The 22,299-nt window shown below is 70.2% G+C and carries 20 protein-coding genes; 6 read left to right on the top strand and 14 right to left on the bottom strand.

Annotated elements, in window-relative coordinates; all coding sequences use genetic code 11:
* Positions 1–20: 20 nt before the first annotated feature.
* The 7 genes from P3T35_RS00445 to P3T35_RS00415 form a co-directional block, all read right to left on the bottom strand.
* Positions 21–797, bottom strand: a complete 777-nt coding sequence (locus P3T35_RS00445; protein WP_101380841.1) for a MerR family transcriptional regulator — start codon at positions 795–797, stop codon at positions 21–23.
* Between the two features lie 76 nt (positions 798–873).
* Positions 874–2,172 (bottom strand): hypothetical protein, encoded by a 1,299-nt coding sequence (locus P3T35_RS00440; protein WP_280704086.1) that lies wholly within the window; start codon positions 2,170–2,172, stop codon positions 874–876.
* Between the two features lie 218 nt (positions 2,173–2,390).
* Positions 2,391–3,767 carry an ABC transporter substrate-binding protein gene (locus P3T35_RS00435; RefSeq protein WP_101380840.1) on the bottom strand — a complete coding sequence of 459 codons (1,377 nt, stop codon included), beginning with the start codon at positions 3,765–3,767 and terminating at the stop codon, positions 2,391–2,393.
* Positions 3,768–3,810: 43 nt separating this feature from the next.
* Positions 3,811–4,629, bottom strand: coding sequence for a carbohydrate ABC transporter permease (locus P3T35_RS00430; RefSeq protein ID WP_101380839.1), 819 nt, complete (start codon positions 4,627–4,629; stop codon positions 3,811–3,813).
* Positions 4,626–5,525 (bottom strand): sugar ABC transporter permease, encoded by a 900-nt coding sequence (locus P3T35_RS00425; RefSeq protein WP_101380838.1) that lies wholly within the window; start codon positions 5,523–5,525, stop codon positions 4,626–4,628. The genes P3T35_RS00430 and P3T35_RS00425 overlap by 4 nt, the downstream gene beginning before the upstream one ends.
* A gap of 189 nt (positions 5,526–5,714) precedes the next feature.
* Positions 5,715–7,841 carry a hypothetical protein gene (locus P3T35_RS00420; RefSeq protein ID WP_101380837.1) on the bottom strand — a complete coding sequence of 709 codons (2,127 nt, stop codon included), beginning with the start codon at positions 7,839–7,841 and terminating at the stop codon, positions 5,715–5,717.
* Positions 7,842–8,048: 207 nt separating this feature from the next.
* On the bottom strand, positions 8,049–9,398 hold the full coding sequence (locus P3T35_RS00415; RefSeq protein WP_101380836.1) for a CoA transferase: 1,350 nt from the start codon (positions 9,396–9,398) through the stop codon (positions 8,049–8,051).
* 153 nt (positions 9,399–9,551) lie between these two features.
* On the opposite strand from P3T35_RS00415, the gene P3T35_RS00410 reads away from it, so the two are divergent.
* Together P3T35_RS00410 and P3T35_RS00405 are read left to right on the top strand one after the other, a co-directional pair.
* Positions 9,552–9,785 (top strand): hypothetical protein, encoded by a 234-nt coding sequence (locus P3T35_RS00410; protein ID WP_280704084.1) that lies wholly within the window; start codon positions 9,552–9,554, stop codon positions 9,783–9,785.
* Positions 9,728–9,937, top strand: a complete 210-nt coding sequence (locus tag P3T35_RS00405; protein ID WP_101380835.1) for a hypothetical protein — start codon at positions 9,728–9,730, stop codon at positions 9,935–9,937. Before P3T35_RS00410 ends, P3T35_RS00405 begins: the two co-directional genes overlap by 58 nt.
* A gap of 15 nt (positions 9,938–9,952) precedes the next feature.
* On the opposite strand, the gene P3T35_RS00400 is transcribed toward P3T35_RS00405, so the two are convergent.
* The 4 genes from P3T35_RS00400 to P3T35_RS00385 all read right to left on the bottom strand — a co-directional run bounded on the left by P3T35_RS00400 (position 9,953) and on the right by P3T35_RS00385 (position 14,475).
* The gene (locus P3T35_RS00400) at positions 9,953–10,501 is read right to left on the bottom strand and encodes an NUDIX domain-containing protein (protein WP_101380834.1); all 549 of its coding nucleotides are present in this window, start codon (positions 10,499–10,501) and stop codon (positions 9,953–9,955) included.
* A complete protein-coding gene (locus P3T35_RS00395; RefSeq protein ID WP_101380833.1) occupies positions 10,498–11,082 on the bottom strand; it encodes an NUDIX domain-containing protein in 585 nt (194 codons plus the stop codon). Before P3T35_RS00395 ends, P3T35_RS00400 begins: the two co-directional genes overlap by 4 nt.
* 97 nt (positions 11,083–11,179) lie before the next feature.
* Positions 11,180–11,959 (bottom strand): hypothetical protein, encoded by a 780-nt coding sequence (locus tag P3T35_RS00390; protein WP_101380832.1) that lies wholly within the window; start codon positions 11,957–11,959, stop codon positions 11,180–11,182.
* 158 nt (positions 11,960–12,117) lie between these two features.
* On the bottom strand, positions 12,118–14,475 hold the full coding sequence (locus P3T35_RS00385; protein ID WP_101380831.1) for a glycosyl hydrolase family 18 protein: 2,358 nt from the start codon (positions 14,473–14,475) through the stop codon (positions 12,118–12,120).
* Between the two features lie 326 nt (positions 14,476–14,801).
* On the opposite strand from P3T35_RS00385, the gene P3T35_RS00380 reads away from it, so the two are divergent.
* Positions 14,802–15,716, top strand: coding sequence for a LysR family transcriptional regulator (locus tag P3T35_RS00380; RefSeq protein WP_180356480.1), 915 nt, complete (start codon positions 14,802–14,804; stop codon positions 15,714–15,716).
* 7 nt (positions 15,717–15,723) lie between these two features.
* On the opposite strand, the gene P3T35_RS00375 is transcribed toward P3T35_RS00380, so the two are convergent.
* Entirely contained in the window at positions 15,724–17,985 is a 2,262-nt protein-coding gene (locus P3T35_RS00375; RefSeq protein ID WP_101380829.1) for a Dyp-type peroxidase, read from the bottom strand.
* A gap of 286 nt (positions 17,986–18,271) precedes the next feature.
* Between P3T35_RS00375 and P3T35_RS00370 the strand changes: the two genes are divergently transcribed.
* Positions 18,272–20,215, top strand: coding sequence for a galactose oxidase early set domain-containing protein (locus tag P3T35_RS00370; protein WP_101380828.1), 1,944 nt, complete (start codon positions 18,272–18,274; stop codon positions 20,213–20,215).
* 59 nt (positions 20,216–20,274) lie between these two features.
* Here P3T35_RS00370 and P3T35_RS00365 read toward each other — a convergent pair whose 3' ends face one another.
* Positions 20,275–20,409, bottom strand: a complete 135-nt coding sequence (locus tag P3T35_RS00365) for a hypothetical protein (RefSeq protein ID WP_280703942.1) — start codon at positions 20,407–20,409, stop codon at positions 20,275–20,277.
* A 90-nt stretch (positions 20,410–20,499) separates the two neighbouring features.
* Entirely contained in the window at positions 20,500–21,078 is a 579-nt protein-coding gene (locus P3T35_RS00360; protein WP_101380827.1) for a TetR/AcrR family transcriptional regulator, read from the bottom strand.
* Positions 21,079–21,167: 89 nt separating this feature from the next.
* On the opposite strand from P3T35_RS00360, the gene P3T35_RS00355 reads away from it, so the two are divergent.
* Positions 21,168–21,614, top strand: a complete 447-nt coding sequence (locus P3T35_RS00355; RefSeq protein WP_101380826.1) for a DUF1772 domain-containing protein — start codon at positions 21,168–21,170, stop codon at positions 21,612–21,614.
* Positions 21,615–21,824: 210 nt separating this feature from the next.
* A complete protein-coding gene (locus P3T35_RS00350; RefSeq protein WP_101380825.1) occupies positions 21,825–22,211 on the top strand; it encodes a VOC family protein in 387 nt (128 codons plus the stop codon).
* Positions 22,212–22,299: the final 88 nt, after the last annotated feature.

Here is a 22,299-nt window from a genome sequence, read left to right as displayed (position 1 = left end):
AGGTGGTCTCAAGAATTTTTTCAGTGGCCGGCCCGGGTGGCGTTGGCCAGCATCGCGTCGTGCAGCCACTGGGCCAGACCGGGGGCGATCTTGTCCAGGTTTGCGGTGAACCGCGGGTCGCCGACGTACAGCGAGGCGATGCCCCGGTGGATCTCGTACGTGCAGTCGTAGAAGTTCTCGCAGATGTGCTGCCGGTGCTGCTCGGCGAGGTCCATGCCGGCCTCCCCTTCGGGCGCCTCGCCGGCCGCCATCGCGGCGGCGATCCGCTCGTTCAGCGCGGCGGTCTCGGTCTGGATCCGCTGCCAGTCCTCCTTGGTGTAGGAGCCGGTGCGGCGCTGCGACTGCTGCCAGGCGTCGGTGTCGCCCCAGCGCTGCTCGGCCTCCTGCTCCCAGGCCTCGTCGTAGTCCGGACCGAAGAGCTCGAACTTCTCCTCGGGCGTCAGCTGAATGCCCATCTTCTCTGCCTCCATGGCGTGCTCCACGGCCTCGGCCAACTCCTCCAGCTGCCGGATCCGCTCCTTGAGCAGGGCGTGCTGGCGCCGCAGATGGTCACGCGGACTGCTCTGCGGGTCGTCGAGAATGGCCGCGACCTCGTCCAGGGAGAACCCGAGCGCGCGGTAGAACAGGATCTGCTGCAGCCGGTCCAGATCGCGGTCCTGGTACAGCCGGTAGCCGGCCGCGGTGCGGCCGCCGGGCGACAGCAGGCCGATCTGGTCGTAGTGGTGCAGGGTGCGCACCGTCACCTTGGCGATCCTGGCCACGTCGCCGACCGGGTAGCCGTCGGTCCCACCGCTCATCGGGGTCTCCCTCCTCGCTTGGGCACCACCCTCGGGCCTGACGTAGCGAGAGGGTCAAGCCCGCTGGAGGAGGGCGTCAGGTGCGCGAGGTGGCCGGGGTGCGGTACTCGCCGCCGGGCTGGCGGGGCATCCCGCCGCGTCCCTTCGCCCGCCGCCCGCCGCCCCCGCTGGGCGCGGGGCCGCCGGCCGCGGCGCTGCCGCCGCCGATCGGGGCCGAGATCGGGGTGAGCGCCAGGGTGGGCCGCTCCGCGCCGACCGGCCGCCGCCGGGTGCCGGAGCCGCCACCACCGCGCCGGCGGGGCCGTTTGGTGGGCCAGAGCAGCACGTAGGCGGTGGAGACCACCACGAAGGCCAGCCGGATCATGCCCTTGGCCGAGTCCGAGGGGATCGCCAGCGCGCTGCCGTAGAGCGAGAACAGCGCGATCCAGCTCCACCACGGCACCAGCCGGCGCTGCCCGACGGCGTCCCAGAGCAGGGTGCCGAGCAGGATCGAGGCGGTGTAGTAGGTGTAGACGCTCGGGTCCAGCAGGATCCGCGCGTTGCACCCGACCAGCACCACGGCCGGCCAGCGCCCGCGCCAGACCGCCAGGGTGCCCAGGCCCATGCCGATGGCGAACTGGGCCGGCCGGTCCCACACCGGGGTGGACGGGTCGGAGACGCCCAGCCAGCGCAGCGAGGAGGCGGGCTGGTTGGGGATGGTGAACTTGGCCGCTGACAGCGAGCCCAGGTTGCTCAGGTAGAACGGCAGCCAGGCGATCGCCACCAGGCCGATGCACCACATGGCGGCGCGCTTCCAGTCCTTCTTCGGCAGCGCCAGGATCAGCGGCAGGAAGGCGACCGCCCAGGGCTTGGAGTCCACCGCCATCGCGAGGTAGATGCCGGTCGCGGCGACCTGGTTGCGGACCATGGCGTGCACGGCCAGCATCGTGAAGAAGAGCGCCAGCACGTCGTCCATGTGCCCGAAGCGCACCGAGACCTCGACCCACATCGGGATGAAGGCCAGGCCCGCGATCAGGATCCGCTGCTGCAGCCGGCGGTGGTTGGTGCCGGTGCCCCGGTAGTACCAGGCGGCGGTGCGCCCGACCATGACCACCATGATCAGGCCGAGGATGGACATGAAGCCCTCGGCCAGCACCTGCCCGATGTGCGGCGGCCACGGCGCGCCGAAGAGCCGGGCGACCGCCAGGCTGACCGGGCCGATCTGCAGCTCGGGGTGATGCGCGTAGAGCGCGAGCCCGCCGTCGCCGGCATGGCTGAACAGCAGCTGCTCGCCCTGGCGCAGGTAGTGCCAGGAGAAGCCACCGCTCGGCTCGACGATCACGAACCAGAGCACCGTCCAGGCGAACAGCAGCAGGTGGTGCCGACGGACCGGGATCCTCCCGATCCGACCGGTCTTCGACCCGTAGTCAGTCGCGCCCTGCTCTGCGCTTGCTCCGCGCACCTGGTTCCTCTTCCCCGGACCTGCCCCCACTGGCCGGACATCCTATGCGATCAGTGCGAACGGCAGGCCAAACCTCCCGGGCGGTTCGGTTTCGCCGCAGGTCAGAGCCCGATCGAGTGCCGAGTCGCGGCGGTTCGACCGGGCACCGGAAGTCAGCCGACCGAGTTGTTGTAGTTGTCGATGGCCGGCTGGATCGCCTTGGCGGCGTCCGCGAGCGCCTGCCGGGCGGTCTTGGAGCCGCTGATGGTCTGCTCGATGGCGTCCTCGACGCCCTGGCGCGCCTGCGGCATCACGCCGAGCAGGCAGCCCGCGTTGGCGGCGGACGGCTTGGTGGCGTTCAGCTCGTCGATCGCGGTCTGGAACTGCGGGTGCTTGGCCACCCAGGCCTTGTCGGTCGGGTCGTCCAGCGCCTTGCCGTTGATCGGGAAGTAGCCGGTGCCGGTGTGCCAGGCGGCCTGCTGGGCCGGCTCGGCGAGCCACTTGGTGAACTCCCAGGCCGCCCGCTGCTCGGCCGCCGAGTGCCCGGGGCCGTCGATCCAGAGCGAGGCGCCGCCGATCGCCGGGCCGCCCGGGTCGCCGTCGTTGATCTTCGGGTAGGGCGCGGTGGCGACCTGGAACTTGGCCGCCTGCACATAGCCGCCGAGCACGCCGGTGGACTCCAGGTTCATCGCCACCCGGCCGGCCTTGAAGGCGGCCTGGGCGTCCGCGGTGACCCGGCCGGTGTTGACCGCGTAGCCGTTCTTGACCAGGTCGGCCCACCACTGCAGGGCCTGCGCGCCCTGCGCCGAGTCGTAGACCACCTTGCTCGCCTTGCCGTCCCGGCCGTTGTTCTGGTCGCAGTAGAGCGTGCCGGACTCGGCCAGCAGCTCCTCGACGAACCAGCCGTAGATGGCCGCGCCGAATCCGTACTGGGTGGTCTGCCCGCCGGCGTCCTTGACGGTGAGCTTCTTGGCGTCGTCGCCGAGCTCGGCCAGGGTCTGCGGCGGCTTGGTCGGATCCAGGCCGGCCGCCTTGAAGGCGTCGGCGTTCAGGTAGAGCAGCGGCATGGAGGAGTTGAACGGCATCGAGACCAGCTTGCCGCCCGCCGTGTAGTAGTTGCGGATCGGCGCCTCGATGTCGGTCAGCGGGTAGCCGTCCTTGTCGGAGAACGCCTGGACCGGCACGGTCTGCTTGGAATCGATCATGAACCGGGTGCCGATGTCGTAGACCTGCACCAGCGACGGGGTGCCCTTCTGCTGCACCGACGCCTTGTACTTGGAGATCACGTCGTCATAGGTGCCCTGGAAGACCGGCTTGACCTGGATCTTGCCCTGGTGCTCCTGGTTGAACTTGTCGACCAGCCCGTTCAGCACGGTGGCGTTCTGCCCGGTCATGGCGTGCCAGAAGGTGACCGTGGTCACCCCCTTGGCGTCGGTGAGCGCCTGGGCGCCCGGCGCCGAGCCGTCCGATCCGGAACCGCTCCCCGTCGACGAGCTGCACGCGGTCAGGGCGAGGCCCGCCACCACCGTCGCTGCCAGCAGCTTGCGCACGTCACTGTCTCCTTCTAGCTAGGTCTCAGCCTGGTTCGGTGGATCAGCGGACCGCACCGGCGGTCAGTCCGCGGACGATGTAGCGCTGGCCGAAGACCACCAGGAGCAGGGTCGGCAGCACCGAGAGCAGTACGCCGGCCAGGATCAGCCCGGGGTTGGCGACATCGGCGTCGTGCAGGCTGGCCAGCCCGATCTGCAGGGTCTGCATCTGCGCGCTGCGGGTGATGATCAGCGGCCAGAAGTACTGGTTCCAGGCCGACAGGAAGACGTAGATGGCGACCGCCGCCAGCGTCGGCTTGTTGAGCGGCACCAGGATCCGCCAGAGGAACCGCCAGTGCCCGGCGCCGTCGATCCGCGCCGCGTCCCGCAGCTCCGCCGGGAACTGCCGGAACGCCTGGCGCAGCATGAAGGTGCCGAACGCCGAGGCCAGGAACGGCAGGACCAGCGCGGTGTAGCTGTCGCCCAGCCCCCAGCCGGACAGGGTCAGGTAGTTGGGGATGATCACGGCCTCCCACGGCACCATCAGGGTGGCCAGGAAGACCCCGAAGACCGCGCCGCGCAGCCGCAGCGGCAGGAAGACCAGCGCATAGGCGGCCAGGATCGAGGTGAGCAGCTGGGCGACCGTGATCAGCCCGGCCACCAGCGCCGAGTTGAGGTACTGCCGGGCCAGCGGCACCGAGCGGGCCGCCCCGCTGAAGTTGCCCAGCGTCAGGTGGTGCGGCACCAGCGCGGGCGGGTAGACCGCCAGGTCTGCGTTGGTCATGAAGGAGCCGACCAGCACGTAGTAGACCGGGAAGCAGACCACCAGCGCGGCGGCCGCCAGCAGCAGGTAGACGGCGGCCCGGCCCAGCGCGCGACTCATGCGTAGTGCACCTTTCGCTCGATGACCCCGAACTGCACCGCGGTGCAGGCGAGCACGACCAGCAGCAGCACCACGGCCTGGGCGCTGGCGGTGCCGAAGTCGCTGGAGCCGAAGGCGAAGGCCTTCTGGTAGACCGAGTAGTTGAGGGTGGTGGTGGAGTGGTCCGGGCCGCCCTTGGTGAGGATGTTGATCTGGCCCAGGGTCTGCAGCGCGTTGATGGTGGAGACCACCACCAGGAAGAACAGGTGCGGACCGAGCAGCGGCACGGTGATCGAGCGGGCCAGCCGCCAGCCGCCGGCGCCGTCCAGCCGGGCCGCCTCGCTGATCTCCGGTGCTATCGAGCCGACCCCGGCCGACAGCACCAGCACGTTGTAGCCGAGGTTCAGCCAGATCGTCACCAGCGAGAGCGAGACGAGCGCGACCCCGGAATCGGTCAGCCAGTTCACCGGGCCCGCCCCGAGGTGGGAGAGCAGCCCGTTGATGACCCCGGTGGCCGGGTTGTAGAAGACCCCGAACACCACCGAGGCGCTGGCCACCGAGAAGGCGAACGGCAGCGCGAAGGCCGAGCGCAGCAGCCGCACCCCGCGGATCCGGCTCTCCAGCAGCAGCACCAGCAGCAGCGCGCCCAGCACCCCCGGCACCACGGTGAGGAGTACGAACAGCCCGGTGGTGGCCAGCGTGCGGGCGAACTCGGCGGAGCTCAGCAGGTCCGTGTAGTGCTGGAAGCCGACGAACCGGGTGGGCGCGCCGAACAGGTCGTTGGCGTGCGTGCTCAAGTAGAAGCTGCGGTAGAGCGGGTAGCCCAGGAAGAGCGCGAAGACGGCCACCGAGGGCAGCAGGAAGGCCCAGGCCAGCGCCTTCTCGGCGGGCCGGGCGGACGATGGTGGTCGTGGCATGCGGATTCTCTTCCTCCCCCGGGGTGTCCCCGTGCCTTGCTCGCCAGACCGTTTCGCGCCCGGATGACTGCTCGGTAGCGGGCGGGCAACGCTTGGGTGTCATGCCCACAACCACACGGATGCGAACCTGCCGCCCTGGGAACAGCACTCCCAGGACGGCAGGATGACGCTCAGTCAGTTATCCGGAGCTCAACCGGCCAGCTGCTGGGCCTGCTTGACCAGGGCGTCCGCCTGGGCGGTCAGCCGGTCGGCCTGCGGGGCGTCCATCCGCTGGCCGCCGAAGGCGTCCTGGTCCAGCACCTTGGCGATCTGCCCGGCCAGCGCGTCCCGCTGGCTGCCGAGCGCGGTCAGCTGCGCGGTGCCCTGCTGGTACTGCTGGTCGCCGGCGCTGACCGACTCGATGTTCCGGGTCGAGGCCTTCAGGGTGGCCGAGTCGAAGGCGCCGACGCCCGCGTTCAGCTGCTTGTAGGCCGCGGCCAGCTTCTGGTAGTCCCGGCCGTGCTGCCCGCGCAGGTTGCCCGGGCGCGCGTTGTTGTCCAGGAACTCGGTGAGCACCCGGCCGTCGTGGGTGTACGGGTCGGTCAGGCCGAGCAGCGCGAACATGGTCGGACGGATGTCGGTGTGGTCCGACCAGACCTTGCCGGTCTCGCCGTCGTGCCGCACGCCCGGGCCGACCAGGCCCAGCCAGGTGGTGTTGATGTCGGGCGAGAAGTCACCGTGGTTCCAGGCGTACGCCGGGCCGAGCGCCACACAGGCCGCGTTGCAGTTGGCCGCGCCCGCGTAGACGAAGTAGTTCGGGTCGGCGAACGAGGTGAAGGTCGGCGTCCGCAGCGGGTCACCGGTCTGCATGTGCAGGATCTTCTGCTCCGCCTGGTCCGCGAGGTAGTTGGAGACGGTGTCGGTCTTGCCGGTGATCGGGTTGACCGCCGTCACCTTGGACCAGGCCTGCTCGAACGACCTGGTGGTCGGGTCGTCCTGGCCGGGCCGGCCGTTCAGGTAGAAGTTCGGCGCCGAGTCGGCGTGCACCTGGAACGGGGTGGTGACGCCCTGCTGAGTGGCCAGCAGGCCACGGGCGTTGGCGTTCACCTCGCCGATCTGCTGGTAGCTGCACGGCACGGTGACGCCGTCGCAGTTCGCCGGGGTCGGCTGGCCGCCCACGAAGTGGTCGTTCTCGTCCGAGGTGACCACGAAGAGCGTGTTGCTCTTGTTGATGCCGTCCTTGTTCAGCCGGTCGAAGAAGTTCCCGAAGGCGTTGTCGTACGACTTCAACTGGGCCGTGTAGTTGGCCGCGCCCGGTCCCATCGCACCGGCGTCGGCGCCGTGCTGGTCGTGCGCGTCCGAGATGTAGGCGTAGGTGACCGGCACGCCGGACTCCTGCATCTGCGCGACGTAGCCGAGCGAGTTGTCGGCGGTCATCGCGTCGAAGCCCGGGAAGCCCGGGTTGCCCTTCGGGTCGGTGATCGGGGTGCCGGCGGTGCTGCGCACCACACCGTCCGAACTGATCGCCTGGTCAACGTACTTGGCACCGAACAGGGCCTGGTAGCCGTTATAGCCGCCCGGCTCGTCCGGCAGCACGTCCGGGCTGGGGTTGCCCTTGGCGCAGATCGCGGAGTCCTTGGCGCAGTGCACGCCGATGCCCACGTAGTCGGCCTGCGCCTTGGCCGGGTCGGCCTTGGCCTCGGCGTACTGCGGGCCGTCGGTGCCGAACACCTTGTTGATGTCGACGGTGGTGTTCTCCAGCACGGTGTTGGCCGTGGAGACCGAGCCGAAGTCGCAGCCCGCCTTGGTGTAGGCGGCCCACGGCGCCGGTGCCATCTTGCCGTCCGGGCCCACCATGGTGGGGGCGCTGTCGGACGGCTTCGGCACCGAGGTGTCGGCCACGCCGTCGGTCCAGTAGGCGAAGCTGCTGGCCGAGTTGGTGGTGCCGTCCGGGTTGTAGTACCGGTACGAGTTGGAGACCGACTGGCCGTGCTTGTCGCCGTAGAGGCCGGTGATCGACGTGAGGATGTCGTCCCCGGTGTGGGCGATCAGCGGCGTGTGGTGGTCGGTGTCGAGGGTGCCGTTGTCCTTGAGGAAGTCGAGCAGGTGCGGCATCTGCTCGAGGTCGGACGGCACGTTGGGGTTGTCCCGGGTGAAGTGCACATTGTCGAACTGAAGGTAGATCACATGCTGCACGTCCCGGCCGTCGGCCGAGATCTGGCAACCGTTCGACTGCGGGTGGCGGTGGCCCGGGTCGGCGGTCGCCGCACCGGCGGTCACCATCCCCAGCCCCAGCCCCGCCGTCAGCGACAGCGCCAGCCACTTGCTCCTGCGCATCCTGCTCCCTCTCTGGGCGCCTGCGGGCACGTCCGCGCGCCCGCAGTGGTGCCATGTCGGGGACGCGCGTAGATCGCTGGCCGGAGGGCAGCCCGAGCCACCCCCCGCCACGCGTGCCACAGGCTGCCACAGCCGACCTGAACGCAACAGGAGGCGTGCGCGCTGCCGTGGTGAAGTCAGGGTGAACGGAGCAAGATTGACCGAAAGTCAGGCCTTCCAGACCGGGTTGTCACTACCCCAGCGGCTCGGGCCGTGCTGCCAGTTGCTCGGGGCACCCTGGTAGCCGAGCGGCGAGCGGGCATGGCGCAGCAGTCCGTAGGGGGACGGCGTTTCCACCAGGTACGGGGTCGGATCGAAGGGCGCTTGGCCGGTGGGCTCGGCGGGCGTGGTGAGCAGCCACTGCGCGGTGCCGGCGAGGCAGTAGCGCAACCAGGCGGCCTGCCCGGTGCGTTGACGCTCCGTCAAGGCGCGGAGCACGCCCGCCGCGATCAGGTAGCCGGTGCCGTGGTCCAGGGCTTGGGCGGGGAGCACGCCCGGTTCCGTGCCGTCCCGGGTCAGTTCGGCGATCCCGCAGCCCGCCTGCACCAGGCTGTCGAAGCCCCGGCGCCCGGCCCACGGGCCGTGCCAGCCCCAGGCGTTGAGCTGCACCACGATGGCGCCCGGCAGCGCCTCGGGCGTCAGCCCGAACCGGTCCAGCGCACCGGGGCGATATCCGGCCACCACCACATCGGCGGTCGCGGCCAGCTCGCGCAGCACGTCCAGGTCGGCCGGCTCGGCCAGATCCAGCCGGGTCGAGCGCTTGCCGAAGCCAGTGTCAGCGTGCGCGTCCTCGCTCTCCGGCAGCCGGGGCGAGTCGATGCGCAGCACGTCCGCGCCGAGCAGGCCGAGCGTGCGGGTGGCGACCGGGCCGGCGATCACCCGGGTCAGGTCGAGCACCCGCACCCCGGCCGCGGGCAGCTCGGCGGGGGCCAGTCGGCGGGTGCTGACGCCCGGTTCGAGGTACTCGATCAGCTGGTGGTCGGTGGGTACCGGGCCGGCGACGGCCACCGCGAGGGCGCCGGCCGCGTAGGCGGTCTCCTGCACCTCGGCGGCCCTGCGTTCGCTGAGCACCTTGCCCAGCTGCTCCGCCGACGCGTCCTCCGGCAGGCCCAGCGCGGCCAGCAACCGGGCCCGGTGGTGCGGGTAGTTGGCATGGGTGCGCACCCAGCCGTCCGCCGTCCGCCAGAAGCCCGAGTGCGGGGCGAAGGTGGTCAGCGCCCGGCCGTCGATGCGCAGCTGCCGCTCGCTGGTGAACGCCGTGGCCACGGCGCCCTCGTCGATCCTCCCCCAGCCTCCGGCCGGGGGGACCCCCATGGCGGGAGCCTCGGTGCCGTTGCGCTCGGCCAGCAGCTCGGCGGCGGCCAGCGAGCAGGCGGCCACGGTGGCCCGGGCCAGCTGCCGGACGGGCAGCGGGCCGGCCAGGGCACCGGGCACCTCGCGGTACTCGACGGCGGTGGCGGCGGCCGGGTCGCCGCCGAGGGCCGACCAGGCGGCGGCGGTGAAGTCGTCAGTCGTCATCTGCCGCATTCTCCTCGCCTGTCACATCTCCTGGCCGGTATCCGTCGGTGATATGAACGACACGACGGGGAGGAGATCATCATGGACGACCACGACTGGCTGGCCGATCGCTTCTAGGCCGCCCGGGGACAACTGCGCGCGGTGGCGTACCGGATGCTCGGCTCGGTGCCCGAGGCCGAGGACGCGGTGCAGGAGCCCTGGCTGCGGCTGAGCCGCTCCGACGCCGGGCAGATCGACAACCTGAGCGCCTGGCTCGACCCCGACGTGCTGCTCCGCGCCGACGTGGGCGTGGGCGTGGGCGGCCGGCTGGTGCGCGGCGCGGCGCGGCGGTGGCCTCGCAGGCGCTGTTCTTCCGCCAGTTCGCCTACCAGAGCCACCAGGCGCTGATCAACGGCGCGTACGGGATGGTGTCCAGCGACGGCGAGCAGGTCGTCTCGGTGATGTCGTTCACGGTCGCGGACGACCGCGTGGTGGAGCTGAACATCCTGGCCGACCAGGACCGCCTGGCGCAGCTGGACCTGACGCTGCTGGACGACTGAGGCGGCCGCCTCGTCTCATCGTTCGACCCAGGTGTAGTTGGCGTCGGTGACGGCGGGCAGCGCGGCGCTGCTGATCGGTGCGTGGGGGGCGGGGAGCGCGGCGAGGGCCGGGCCGATCAGTGGGAAGACCGGCAGGTCGGCGGTGCTGCGGTAGTCCAGCCAGTCGATGTGGCCCACCTCGTGGGTGCCGTCGGGGAGTTCGTCGTACTCCTCGGCGGCGAGGCCATCGCGCACCGCCTCACTGATGTGCAGCCGGTAGACCAGATGCAGCTTGCGCGGCGCCGCAGTCGGCCCGGGCCGACTGACGCGCTGGTCCACCACCCACAACAGCTCGGGAGCAGCGGGTACTTGCCCCTGTGCGAGCCCGAGCTCCTCGTCGAGCTCCCGCCACAACGCGGCCTCCAGGTCCTCCCCGGGCTCGACATTGCCCCCGGGCGGCGTGAAGAACCGCACCCCACCGGGCCGTTCACGCCGGATGAGGGCAACCTCGTCCCCGCAGAAGACCAGCGCCCCGACGCGGATCTTCACGTGGCTGAACGCGGGCACGGGCTCTGGCTCGGTCATGGCTTCAGTATGTGCTGCAGCTTGCGGGTGAAGCGGTGCATGTGGGGGTCAAGGAATTCCGGCGACTCCTCCAGTACCTGATCATCGGTGAGCCACCGGATCGCGCTGAACTCGCCGTCGTCGTAGGAGGTGACGGCATCGGTGTCGGCGTTCAGCAGGTACCAGAGCGAGACATCCGTGTGGGAGCCCTCGCCTCGGGTGCGGGTCACGGTCAGGAAGAACGGGCGTTCCCCGGTGAGCGGTGATGCCACGGCCTGGATGCCAAGCTCCTCCCGGCATTCGCGGACCACCGCGGCCCACGGGTCCTCGCCCGGCTCGACGTGCCCGCCGGCCGGCAGCCACAGGCCCGCCTTGCGATGGGCGACCAACAGCAGTTGCCCGCGCGTGTCGTCGAGGACGACGAAGTAGGTCACCAGGTGCATCGCCGGAACGTCGGGCTTGCGCACCCGGTACAGCGGGGCTCCGCCACCGATCCACTCCGCGGCGGTGGTCAGATGGGTGTGCTCCAGGTCGTCCCACGGTTCGATCGCGCCGACCGATTCCAGGAGGCGGGCCCGCGGCTGATGGTCCGTTGTGGTCATCCGCGCATCCTCGCAACGGACACTGACACCCGAAAAGCCGTCGGGCCCGCACCCATGGGAAGGGGGCGGGCCCGACGGGCGCCTCAGCGGTGCCGTGTCACATCTGGTCCGGGTGCGGGGCGTAGCCCGGCTGGCCGGGCTGACCCGTGTACGGGTTGGCGCCCTGCGGCGGGACCGGGCCGCCCATCGGGGGCATCGGCGCGCCCTGCGGGGGGTAGGGCTGGCCCGGCGGCGGGGGCACCGGGGCACCCTGCTGCGGGAACGGCGGCGGCACCGGAGCGCCCTGCGGCGGGAACGGCGGCTGGCCCTGCGGCGGCACCGGGGCGCCCATCGGGGGCATCGGCGCGCCCTGCGGCGGGAACGGCTGGCCCTGCGGGGGGAACGGCTGGCCCTGGGGCGGGAAGGGCTGGCCCTGCGGGACGTTCTCGAACGGCTGCGAGCTCGGGTCGATCGATCCGGGCGGGAAGGCCGCGCTCAGCTGGTCCAGCTCGTTGCGCCAGTAGCGGTGGATGTTGATGCGCTTCGGCTTGCTGTCGGTCGGGAGCTGCATGTACATCGAGCTCCAGATGCTGCGCCGCTTGACCCGGCTGACCGGGAAGGCGTGGCGCGGGAAGACCGCGATCACGTCGCCGGGGCGGTTGGTCCAGCGGTTGGCCGTGTTGACGACCACCGAGCTGCTGGTGAGCGTCAGGAAGTAGAACTTGCGGGTCAGCGCGACGATCAGGCCGAGGCCCGGGATCTCGTCGAAGATCCCGTTGAGCCAGGGGCTCGGACCGGTCTCCACGTGTACGCACGCGATGAAGTGCTCGCCAGGCGGTGCCATTTGCGAGAGCTTCTCGATGACCTGTGCCTTCTGCTTCGACCGGCGAATCGCCATGTTTCTTTCCCTCTTACCCCGTCTAGTCCGCCAGCGCGGGTGCGGCGGAAAAAGGCTGAGATTAACAGGTCTTGATGACACATCGAATAGCCCTGGCCCCCGGTGCCGAATTGACACCGGGGACCGGGGAGGAATGTTCCTGATGGACCGTAAATGTCCTACTTCATGCTGCTGGTCATGGCCTTGACCAGGGTGCCGGACGGGTCATCGGCTTCCAGGGAATAGGCGAAGATGCCGCCCAGTCCCTTGCCGCCGGCATAGGCGCCGCGGGCGGCGATGGCCTGCGGGGTGTCACCGGTGAAGAAGTTGGTGCCGTCGTAGATCCAGGAGCTCTGGGTGGTCGGGTCCCAGTGCACATCGGCCGAGCCGGTCTTGCCGGTCGCCACCAGCTCCTTCCAGAACGCCACACCGGCCGCCTGGCTGGTGGCCTGCGCGGCGGACGGGCCGGTGGCGCTCTGGTAGAGGCCGTTGTCGGCGCCGGCCGGCACGCCGGTCCAGCCGCGGAAGTAGAACGGCACACCCAGCACCAGCTTGTTGGCCGGGAAGCCGCCCTTGATGCCGTAGGCGGCGTCGCCGTTGATGAAGGCGTTGACCGCGTTGTCGACGTTGTACTTCTCGGTGCCCGGGGCGACCGCCTTGCTGGGGTCGTTCGGGCTGTCGTGCAGCGGGTCCTGGAGGTTGGTCGGGCCGGTCGCGTCCCAGGCGCCGTGCATGTCGTAGGACATGATGTTGCCGTAGTCCAGGTACTTGCCGATCTGGTCGGTCTGGACGTTGGTGATCTTGTCCTGGCCGCTGGGCAGCGCCGCGGTCAGTAGGAAGTGCTTGCCGATGCTGGAGCCGTAGGCGTCCAGTTCGTTGCGGAACTCGGCGAGCAGCGCGGTGTAGTCGGCCGTGTCGGCGGCCGAGTAGTGGTTGCCGGTGTGGCCGCCGGCCGAGGCCGGGTACTCCCAGTCGATGTCGATGCCGTCGAAGATGCCGGCTGCCGAGCCGGTGCCGCCGGAGGCGTCACCCGAGATGCCGGTGGGCAGGTTGCCCTTGATGAACATGTCGATGCAGGAGGAGACGTACTTCTTCCGCGAGGCGTCGGTGGCGGCGACGTCGGAGAAGTACTTGGAGTAGGTCCAGCCGCCGAGCGAGACCGTGAACTTGAGGTTCGGGTACTTCGCCTTCAGCTCGCGGATCTGGTTGAAGTTGCCCTTGATCGGCTGGCTCCAGGCGTCCGTGCTGCCGTCCACGCTGATGTCGCCGGTGTACGACTTCTGGTAGTCCGCGAAGGCGTCGCCCGCGCCGTCGCCCGCGTTGGGGTCGGCGTCGTTGGTGTCGGCGGCCTTGACGGTCTCGAAGCAGCTCAGGTTGGTCGGGTCGATGTTCTCGAACGCGTAGGTGACCGTGTTCAGGCCCGACGCCGCGCCGGTCCTGGCCAGGCTGCTCGGGTAGTAGGCGTTGCCGTAGATGCCCCACTGCGCGAAGTACGCGGACTTCACCGCACCGGTGGGCGCGGCGCCCGTGGTGGCGGGGGCGGGCGCGGACTGGGCGCTCTTGTGTCCGTCCTTGTCATAGCCCTGGACGGTGAAGCTGTAGGCGGTGTTGGGCAGCAGCGAGCTGACGGTGACCGTGGTGCCCATCGAGGTGGCGACCAGGTTGGCGCCGCTGTAGACGTAGTAGGCCGGGACGTTGCCGTTCTGCGCGCCGTCGGTGGACGCCGCCCAGCTGAGCGTCACGGTGTTGTTCTGCACCTTGGCGCTCACCCCGGTCGGGGTGGAGACCAGGCCGTCGCCACCGGGCGCGGTGCCGCCGGAGGGGGTGGTGGTCGGGGTCGGCGTGGGGGTCGCGCTCTGCGACGGGCTCGACGTCGGGGTGGACGAAGGCGTCGAGGTGGGAGTCGAAGTGGGAGTCGACGTCGGGGTGGACGAAGACGAGGACGTGGGAGACGCACTGGTGCTGCCACCGCCGCCGCCCGGCCCGGTCAGCGCCAGGTCGTCCGCGTAGTACGTCCCCTGCCCGTACCACCCGTGCACGTACACCGTCACCGAGGTGGTGCCGGCCCCGGTCGTGAAGCTGGTGCTGAGGTTGGCCCAATTGGCGTTGGAGCCCCAGGTGTTGGTGTCGGTGGTGCCGGTGCCGGTGACACCGAGGTAGGTGTAGTCGCCCTTCAGCCAGCCGGACAGGCTGTAGGCGGTGTCGGGCGTGACGGCGACGGTCTGCGAGCACTGCGCGGTGTCCGAGGCCGAGGCGGCGGCCTGCAGTGCGTAACTGCCGCTGTGCGGGGCGCTGGTGGTGATGCTGCCGAGGCCGCCGGAGCAGCTCCAGCCGGTCGGCGTGCCGGTCTCGAAGTCGCCGTTGGTCAGCAGGTTGGTGCCGGCGGCGGTGGCGGCGGTGCCGCCCATCAGGGTGGCGAGGCCGGCGGCTCCGGCTACCAGGGCGGTGGCGGTGGCCAGAGCGGTGGCGTTGCGAAGGGGGCGTCGAGCGGTCGTCGGACGCTCGGTCTGCCGCGCAGCGGCTGCGCGTTCGGGCATGGTCGCTCCAGGGGTCACGTCCGACCGGTGTGGGGCGGCCGGGCGTTGAGTGGGGGGAGGTGTACCTGGGCCCGACCGGGTGCGCACCCGGTCCGACCTGCTTCCGCGGACTGCGCCGAAGGTAGGCCCTGCCGCCGCGTCAGGTCAACAGGTCTGTACCAATCGGCAATCCAGGAAGTCTGTCACCTGCTGGAACGCGCGACCGCCTGAACCCCAAGTCAAGGAGCCGAACCATTGGTCGAGACCTCTGCCCGGGCCGGTGTTGCAGGCGGTCGCGGCCTCGGCGGATGATCGCTCCCGGGCCGTCGGGCGAGCATGGGGGAGCCGTGGATCTGGGGGAGATCGAGACCTTTCTGGCGCTGGCCGAGGAGTTGCACTTCGGCCGGACCGCGCAGCGGCTGCGGCTGTCCCAGTCCCGGGTGAGCCAGCAGATCCAGTCGCTGGAACGCCGGCTCGGCGCACCGCTGTTCACCCGGACCAGCCGCCGGGTGGAGCTGACCCGGCTCGGCGAGCACACCAGGGACGGCCTGGGCGCCGCCTACCAGGCGCTCGGCCAAGCCTTCGACGAGGCCCGCACGGTGGCCCAGGGCGTGGTCGGCACCCTGCGGATCGGCTTCCTCGGCTGCCTCAACGGCGCCCCGCTGACCACCCTCGCGGCCGACTTTGCGGCGGCTCACCCGGCCTGCCGGATCAGCCTGGCCGAGGTGCCCTGGACCGATCTCTACGGGCAGCTGCGCGGCGGCGAGTTGGACTTGGTGCTCAGCCTGCTGCCGGTGGCCGAGCCGGACTTGCGGTTCGGCCCGGTGCTGGTCGGCCACGACCGGGTGCTGGCCGTCGCCGTGGACCACCCGCTGGCCGCGGCCGCCACAGTGGACGCGGAGCAGCTGGCCGACTACCCGGTACTCGCCCTGCCCGCCCAACTCCCCACCGCGCTGCGGCTGTCGGCCCAGCCTCCGGTCACCCCGAGGGGCCGCCCGATCCGCCCCCAGCCTTCGACCGGGGGGACCCCCACCGCCGGGGCTGCCCGCACCTACCAGGAGGCGCTGAACCAGGTGGCCACCGGCCGCCTGGTCTGGCCCACCCACGCCGGCCTGTTCCGCCACTACTGCCATCCCGGGGTCACCAGCCGCCCGTTGACCGGCCTGCCGCCGGCCCATGGCGCACTGGTGTGGCGTGCCGCCGCCGAGGACGCGAAGGTCCGGGCCTTCGTCGCCCTCGGCGGTGGGCACAACTACCTGTGACGCTGCGTCAGTTCACGGTCAGCGAGCTCCACAGCGTGGTCGACCGGTCCGGCACCTCGATCTGGTCGTCGTGGTCGCCGCTGTTCAGCATCGAGATCATCCGGTAGCGGTCGCGGTGGAAGACCCAGTACCAGGACCGGCCGTTCACCTCCCGCATGTCCGGGATCGGCAGGATGGTGGTGACCTTGTCGATCCCGGCGAACGAGCTCCAGGCGGAGAGCCGGCGGTCGGAGCGGAGGATCTGGTTCGCGTGCTGCTCGCCGTCGGCGATGCTGATCACCCGGTGGAACTGCTGGCCGTTCAGGGTGTGGAAGACCCAGTAGAGGCTCATCCCGTTGACCCGCTGCCGGTCCGGCATCGGCAGGAAGAAGTCCACCCGGGCGACCCCGGCGAGCGCGGGCCAGGTGGTCAGTGGGGCGTCGTCGCGCTCCATGACGTCCTGGTGGTCGCTGCCGTTGGCGATCGAGACCACCCGGTAGCGCTGCATGGCGTTGGCGCTGTGGAACAGCCAGTAGGACGTCTTGTTGTCGACGTTCTGCTTGTCCGGGAACGGCAGCAGGCAGTCCACCTGGGTGATGTCGGTGAACGAGGCCCAGTTGTCGACCGGCTGGTCGTCGGTCTCCTTGCGGTCGGTGTGCTGGTCGCCGTCGGCGATGGAGATCGCCCGGAACTGCTGCTCGCCGGCGACCGTGCGGAACGCCCAGTACCAGCTCTTGCCGTCCGTGCGCTGCCGGTCGGGCACCGGCAGGAAGGTGTCCACCGGCTGCCCGACCGGCGGCATGTCCGACGGCAGCCGGCCCTCGCCCAGTGCCTTGAGCATGGTGATCGACGGTAGGAAGGCGTAGACCGCGCCCTCAGTGCGAACAAACCGCTCGAAGCCGAGCTGCACCGGCTCGCCGCCGGCGTGCTCCCAGTTGACCGTGCCGTTGAAGCCGACCATGGCATCGGGGCCGGGCTCGTCGTCGACACGGTTGGGTGGGAAGTCGGGGTTGTCGATCCACCGGTTCTGGATGAACTCGAACTGGTCGATCAGATCGGTCTGGTAGCAGATGAAGAGCAGCCCGCGCGACTCGTCAGGCCCGCCAGGACCCTCGGACGCCGGGTCGAACGGCGCGCCGTAGGGGCTGCCGCGCCGCACGATCCGGCGCCGGTCCATCACCGGGTTCTCGGGGAACGGATCGGCGCCCGGGCGCTCCTGCAGGGCGTCCCGCGGGTTGGTCTTGCGCAGGTGCGAGAAGAGCGGGGTGAGGTGCCCTTCGAAGTCGTTGAGGTAGCTGATGTTGTTGTCGTTGGCGGCCACCGTGTCGTACGGCTTGTCGGCGAGCGGGCAGTTGGCCACCGGGGCGCCGGAGCGCCAGCGCCCGACCACCCGGGAGGCCACCCACTCCACCGTGGCGTCGTCGGGGATCGCCTTGGCCTTCTTGAGCGGCTCCAACTGCCGGGAGATCTGCGCCCACCAGCCTGGGACGTCCTGGGCCAGCCGGCGGATCACCTGGAACGAACCGTTGAACGCCCACTGCGGCAGCGTGTTGGGAGCGTCCCCGACCCTGGGGTGGCCGGCCACGAACTCTCCGGCGGGGATCAGCCGGGTGCCCGGGTGGTCCTTGACCCACTCCGGCATCAGCGGGTCGGGCTCGTCGAAGTCGATCACCCCCGGTTCGCTGACGCCGTCCTTGAAACCGAAGTGCTCCTTGCCGCGCCGGCTGCCCTTCAGGGTGGCGCCCTCCTGCTGGAACATGATCGAGATGCCGTACCTGACGGCCAGCTCGCGCTGCTCGGTGACCATGCCGTTCAGGTCTTCGACGGTGTCGGAGGCGATGGTGAGCACCGCGTGGATCAGGCCCTCGGTCTTGTTGTTGCCGAACAGCCAGTGGCTCGGGTGGCTGTCGCCCTTGTCGCCGATCTTTTCGGCCCGGGGCACCGGGCCCTGCTGGAAGGCGCCGAGGGTGGTGCCGGGGTCGGCCGACGGGTAGGGCTCCCGGCCGAGCAGCATCTGCAGGCCGGAGTAGGTGAAGCTGAGGCCCATCCAGGTCGCCTTGAGACCGGTGGGGTCGCCACCGCTGCGCTTGCGCGCCTGGCTGAACGCCTCGTTGAAGCCGGCCACCTGTCTGGTGGTGGCGATCCGCGGGGTCAGCCGTTGGAGCCAGCTGCGGGCCTTGATGCCGTCCTGGAAGGAGAGCATCAGCAGCACCATCTGGTCCTTCTTGAATCCGGCGAGCACATCTCCCTGGATGTCCTCGTTCTCGCGCAACGGCAGGTCGACGGGCATGGAGTCTCCACGATTCTCTGATGGCGGTCGGTAATCATGACCGTATGCGACCTACTTGAGCCGAGCGACCGACGAGCCATCAGACGGGTGCCCGGGCCACCCGTTGGCGGTATCTGACGCGACAGCAACTCGCGCTGGTCATAAGACTGAACACGGCTCTGAATCCGGCCGTCGCGGCCGCGCGCACGCCGTTGCGGCGGCATCCGCCAGGGGTGCCGAAGCCCCTCACTTTCCGCTACCAAGCGTAGTCAGGGCCGCCATTCGTCCCTCACTGTGAAGGAAATCCATGTCCCGTACCGCTGTGCCGCCCGGACGCCGGCTAGCCGCCCTGGTGCGCGCCTGCACCGTCGCCGCCGTGGCCGCCTCCACCGCCCTGGCCGTCCCGCTCAGCGCGGGCGCCGCCACCACCAGCCCCGACGAGCAGTCCATCACCGCCGCCCAGGTGCAGGCCGAGACCCGTGCCGACGAAGTGCGCGCGTTCGGCCCGGAGGAGGCCGGCTACCTGGCCTGGCAGCGCCTGGAGACCCGGGCCGGCCTCCGGGAGGCCGCGCACACCCGGGCCGAGGGCGGGTCGGACAACGGCTACCCGCTCCCGATCCGGGTGCACCGCCTGGAGATGCTCACCAAGACCCAGGCGGAGCTCAACAAGAACTTCGACCCGTCGGTCTTCGGCAAGTTCACCGACTACTTCACCTCGCCCGAGTACGGCGACCACGTCGCGCTGCTGCCCACCGGCAAGGTGCTGCTCTTCTCGTTCGAGCCGGTGGAGACCGACCCGACCCAGGAGCCCGCGCCGACCAACATCATCGGCTCGGCCAACAAGGGCCGCGCCTACCTCTGGGACCCGTCGCTGGGCACCGGCTCCAACGCCTTCACGGCGGTACCGCCGCCCAACGTGGTGCTGGACGACGGCACCGGGGCCAACCGGCCCGCGCCGTTCTTCTGCGCCGGGCACTCCTACCTGGCCAACGGCATGGTCGGCATCTTCGGCGGCAACCTGGGCGGCAACGGCGGTGCGGGCGCCAAGCTGTCGCTGATCTTCGACCCGTGGACGGAGAAGTGGACCAAGAACCCCGACATGTCCGTCGGCCGCTGGTACCCGTCGGTGGTGACCGGCGCGGACGGCCGGCAGCTGATCATGTCGGGCCAGTCGGAGATCGGCTGGGGCACCCCGACCCCGATCGTGGAGCGGTTCCCGGCCAAGAAGGACCCGGTGGTCTACGACTCCAAGAAGGTGCCGATGGGTCCCGTCGACCGGTTCGGCGCGGACGCCCCGTTCACCACCGACTATCCGCAGCTCTTCTCGCTCAACGACGGCAAGATCTACGGGCTCGGGCGGGTGCCCAAGCAGCAGTGGGTCTTCGACCCCAAGGCCGAGACCCGCGCCGACCTGCCGGCCCGCCCGGACAACCTGGCTCCCGGGGTGATGAACCGCAACTACGGCTCGGCGGTGGCGCTGCCCAACGGCACCAAGGGGCCCGACTCGGTGCTGATCCTCGGCGGCAACAACGCCGACCCCAACACCTACAAGCTCTCCGGCGGCAAGTGGTCCACGGACACCCCGCGCGCCTTCGGCCGCACCCAGGACGACACCCTGATCTTCCCGGACGGCAACCTCTTCACCGTCAACGGCGCCTTCGACATCCGCGACTACGGCAACGGGGCGTACAACCCCAACGCGGACCTGAAGTACCGCCAGACCGAGATGCGCGACAAGCAGGGCAACTGGAAGCTCGGCCCGGTCCAGCGACTGCCGCGCGGCTACCACTCCAACGCGGTGATCCTGCCGGACGGCCGGGTGATGATCACCGGTGACGAGCTGCAGCAGATCGCCAACAATCCGAACATCAAGACGGAGAACGGCGGCACGATCGAGATCTACGAGCCGTGGTACCTGCACAGCGGTGCCCGGCCCAAGCTGGACTCGGCGCCGAGCGACGGGGTGCGGTACAGCCGCAGCTTCGACGTCACCTCGTCCACCCAGGGCCAGGTGACCCGCGCCGTGCTGATGTCGCCGATCACCTCCACGCACTCGGTGGACACCGCCCAGCGCCATGTGGAGCTGCAGATCACCAAGCGCGACGGCAACAAGCTGACGCTGCAGAGCCCGCCGAGCACGAACGCCGCGCCGCCCGGGTACTACATGCTGTTCCTGCTGGACGCGAACGGTGTGCCGAGTGAAGCGAAGTGGGTGAAGCTGGACGCCACTTCGGGAGGCTCACTGCCGTAGAACCGTCAACAGGCGTGTGGCGGCCCGGGGCTAGCACCCCGGGCCGCCACGTGTCCGGGTCACACCGGGTCCGGCAGACCCATCGCGGCGAGCTTGGCCAGGTCGACCACGACCGTGCTCTCGGTGATCCGGCAGTCGACCACGGTGTACGCGATGACCGACAGCGGCGTCCCGTCCTCGCGCCAAGACACCACCCCCGGAGGGCCGTTGACGAGCACCCCCCGTCCGCGCCCGGCCGCGTCGGCCGCCGGCTGCGCGCTGCGTGCCCGTCGGAATGGCGTGTCTCAGACCACGGCGAGCCGGTCCACCAGCAGCTCCACCCTCCGCTCGGCTTCCGGCGGCGGCAGCCGTCCCGCCCGGGTCAGGGTGGCCAGCCCGTGCAGGGCCGCCCAGAACACCTCGGTGAACAGTCCCGGATGGACGCCGTCCCCGGCGACCTCGCCGAGGTTCTCCAGCAGGGCGGCGAAGGCGTCCTTCAGCGGCTCCGGGGTGTCCTCGGCCGCGAAGGCCAAGCCGCCGTCGAGCTGGAACAGGGCGTCGTAGACCGCCGGGTTGCGTGCGGCGAAGTCGAGGTAGGCGCGGGCGAGGGCGATGACCCGGGCGCGCGGGCCGTCCGCGGCGGCGGCCGCGACCCGCACCGCCGCGGCCATCTCGGTGGCACCCTCCAGGGCGACGGCGCCGATGATCTCGCGCTTGCCGCTGAAGTGGCTGTAGAGGACGGGTTGGCTGTATTCGATGCGCTCGGCGAGCCGGCGGGTGGTGACCGCGTCCCAGCCCTGCTGCTCGGCGAGTTCGCGGGCCGTCGCCACGATGAGGCGTTCGCGGCCCGCCCGTTCACGCTGCTTGCGTTCCTGTACCGACATGAGTCGATCCTAGCACCGCTAGACAAATGAGCGGCAGCAGTACTAGCGTTGCCTCATCAGCTAGCAACGCTAGATCCCAGGGGGTCATCATGCTCAGCGCACTCGAGATCGTCACCACCGTGGTCGTCGGAGTGATGGTGGGGGTCGAGTTCTCCGTCGCCTTCGTCCTCAACCCGATCCTCAACGCCCTCCCCGACGACAGCAACCAACTCGCCCGCGCCCACGGGGGCCGGATGCTCGGCGCCGTGATGCCGTTCTGGTACATCGGCTCGCTCGTCCTTAGCGCGGTCTGGGCCGTCGCCGGATGGCACCACCACGGCACCGGCCTCGTCGTCACCGCCGGTGCGCTGCTGATCCTCAGTGTGATCATGTCGGTCCTGCTGCTCGTCCCGATCAACAACCGGGGCAAGACGTGGACCCCCGAGAACCGGCCTGCGGACTGGAAGGAGCAGATGAACCGCTGGGACCGCTTCCACTACGTCCGCGTCGCCGTCATCATCGCCGCCTTCGCCCTGCTGGTCGCCGCCCTCGCCTGAGCCCGCGGCTCGCCCGCCCGGTCGTGAGCCGCAACCGCTCGGCCGTGCGCCCGACGTGCGGCACCGCCACCTCGATCTACATCACATCGCAGCTGTAGCCGGAGAAGCCCTGTCCTCCCTCGGGCAGTCACGCATCCATGCACCATGCCGGGTCGCCGAGGCCGCCGAGCACCCCACCATGCGTAGCCCCGCCCCTGAAGAGGAGTCACCATGACCGTGGAACTGAATCACACCATCGTCCCCGCCCGTGACCCGCAAGCCTCGGCGCAGTTCCTGGCCGAAATCCTCGGCCTGAGCGTCGACCCGCCGCTGGCGCACTTCACGCCGGTCAGGCTGGCCAACCAGGTCAGCCTGGACTACGACCAGTTGGACGACTTCGAGCCACACCACTACGCGTTCATGCTCGGCGAGCAGGAGTTCGACGCAGCCCTCGCCCGCATCCAGCACGGCGGAATCACCCACTACGGCGATCCCGCATGCCAAGAAATCGGGCAGATCTATCACAGCAAGCACATCGAAGGCCGCAGGGGCACCTACTTCCGCGACCCCGACGGACATCTCATGGAACTCCTCACCCGGTGCGGCACCGGGTCGTGAGACCGATGGCGGCTCAGCGGATCACGGCTTCGCTGGTGACGGGATCGCATTCGCAGTCGCGACCGACGCCGTGCTGTGCGCGGACGGT

It is taken from the genome of Kitasatospora sp. GP30, assembly GCF_029892145.1.
Classification (GTDB): domain Bacteria; phylum Actinomycetota; class Actinomycetes; order Streptomycetales; family Streptomycetaceae; genus Kitasatospora; species Kitasatospora acidiphila.
The sequence above is the reverse complement of the archived record's forward strand: the minus strand, read 5'-3'. Positions and strand labels throughout refer to the sequence as shown.

Excerpts from the sequence above, each read along its gene's own strand:
- P3T35_RS00410 (WP_280704084.1), top strand. The coding sequence starts at position 9,552 with ATGCTCGGCTCGGTGCCCGAGGCCGAGGACGCGGTGCAGGAGCCCTGG.
- P3T35_RS00355 (WP_101380826.1), top strand. The coding sequence starts at position 21,168 with ATGCTCAGCGCACTCGAGATCGTCACCACCGTGGTCGTCGGAGTGATG.
- P3T35_RS00390 (WP_101380832.1), bottom strand. The coding sequence starts at position 11,959 with ATGGCGATTCGCCGGTCGAAGCAGAAGGCACAGGTCATCGAGAAGCTC.
- P3T35_RS00425 (WP_101380838.1), bottom strand. The coding sequence starts at position 5,525 with ATGCCACGACCACCATCGTCCGCCCGGCCCGCCGAGAAGGCGCTGGCC.
- P3T35_RS00420 (WP_101380837.1), bottom strand. The coding sequence starts at position 7,841 with ATGCGCAGGAGCAAGTGGCTGGCGCTGTCGCTGACGGCGGGGCTGGGG.
- P3T35_RS00350 (WP_101380825.1), top strand. The coding sequence starts at position 21,825 with ATGACCGTGGAACTGAATCACACCATCGTCCCCGCCCGTGACCCGCAA.
- P3T35_RS00370 (WP_101380828.1), top strand. The coding sequence starts at position 18,272 with ATGTCCCGTACCGCTGTGCCGCCCGGACGCCGGCTAGCCGCCCTGGTG.
- P3T35_RS00415 (WP_101380836.1), bottom strand. The coding sequence starts at position 9,398 with ATGACGACTGACGACTTCACCGCCGCCGCCTGGTCGGCCCTCGGCGGC.
- P3T35_RS00395 (WP_101380833.1), bottom strand. The coding sequence starts at position 11,082 with ATGACCACAACGGACCATCAGCCGCGGGCCCGCCTCCTGGAATCGGTC.
- P3T35_RS00445 (WP_101380841.1), bottom strand. The coding sequence starts at position 797 with ATGAGCGGTGGGACCGACGGCTACCCGGTCGGCGACGTGGCCAGGATC.
- P3T35_RS00430 (WP_101380839.1), bottom strand. The coding sequence starts at position 4,629 with ATGAGTCGCGCGCTGGGCCGGGCCGCCGTCTACCTGCTGCTGGCGGCC.
- P3T35_RS00360 (WP_101380827.1), bottom strand. The coding sequence starts at position 21,078 with ATGTCGGTACAGGAACGCAAGCAGCGTGAACGGGCGGGCCGCGAACGC.
- P3T35_RS00375 (WP_101380829.1), bottom strand. The coding sequence starts at position 17,985 with ATGCCCGTCGACCTGCCGTTGCGCGAGAACGAGGACATCCAGGGAGAT.
- P3T35_RS00385 (WP_101380831.1), bottom strand. The coding sequence starts at position 14,475 with ATGCCCGAACGCGCAGCCGCTGCGCGGCAGACCGAGCGTCCGACGACC.
- P3T35_RS00400 (WP_101380834.1), bottom strand. The coding sequence starts at position 10,501 with ATGACCGAGCCAGAGCCCGTGCCCGCGTTCAGCCACGTGAAGATCCGC.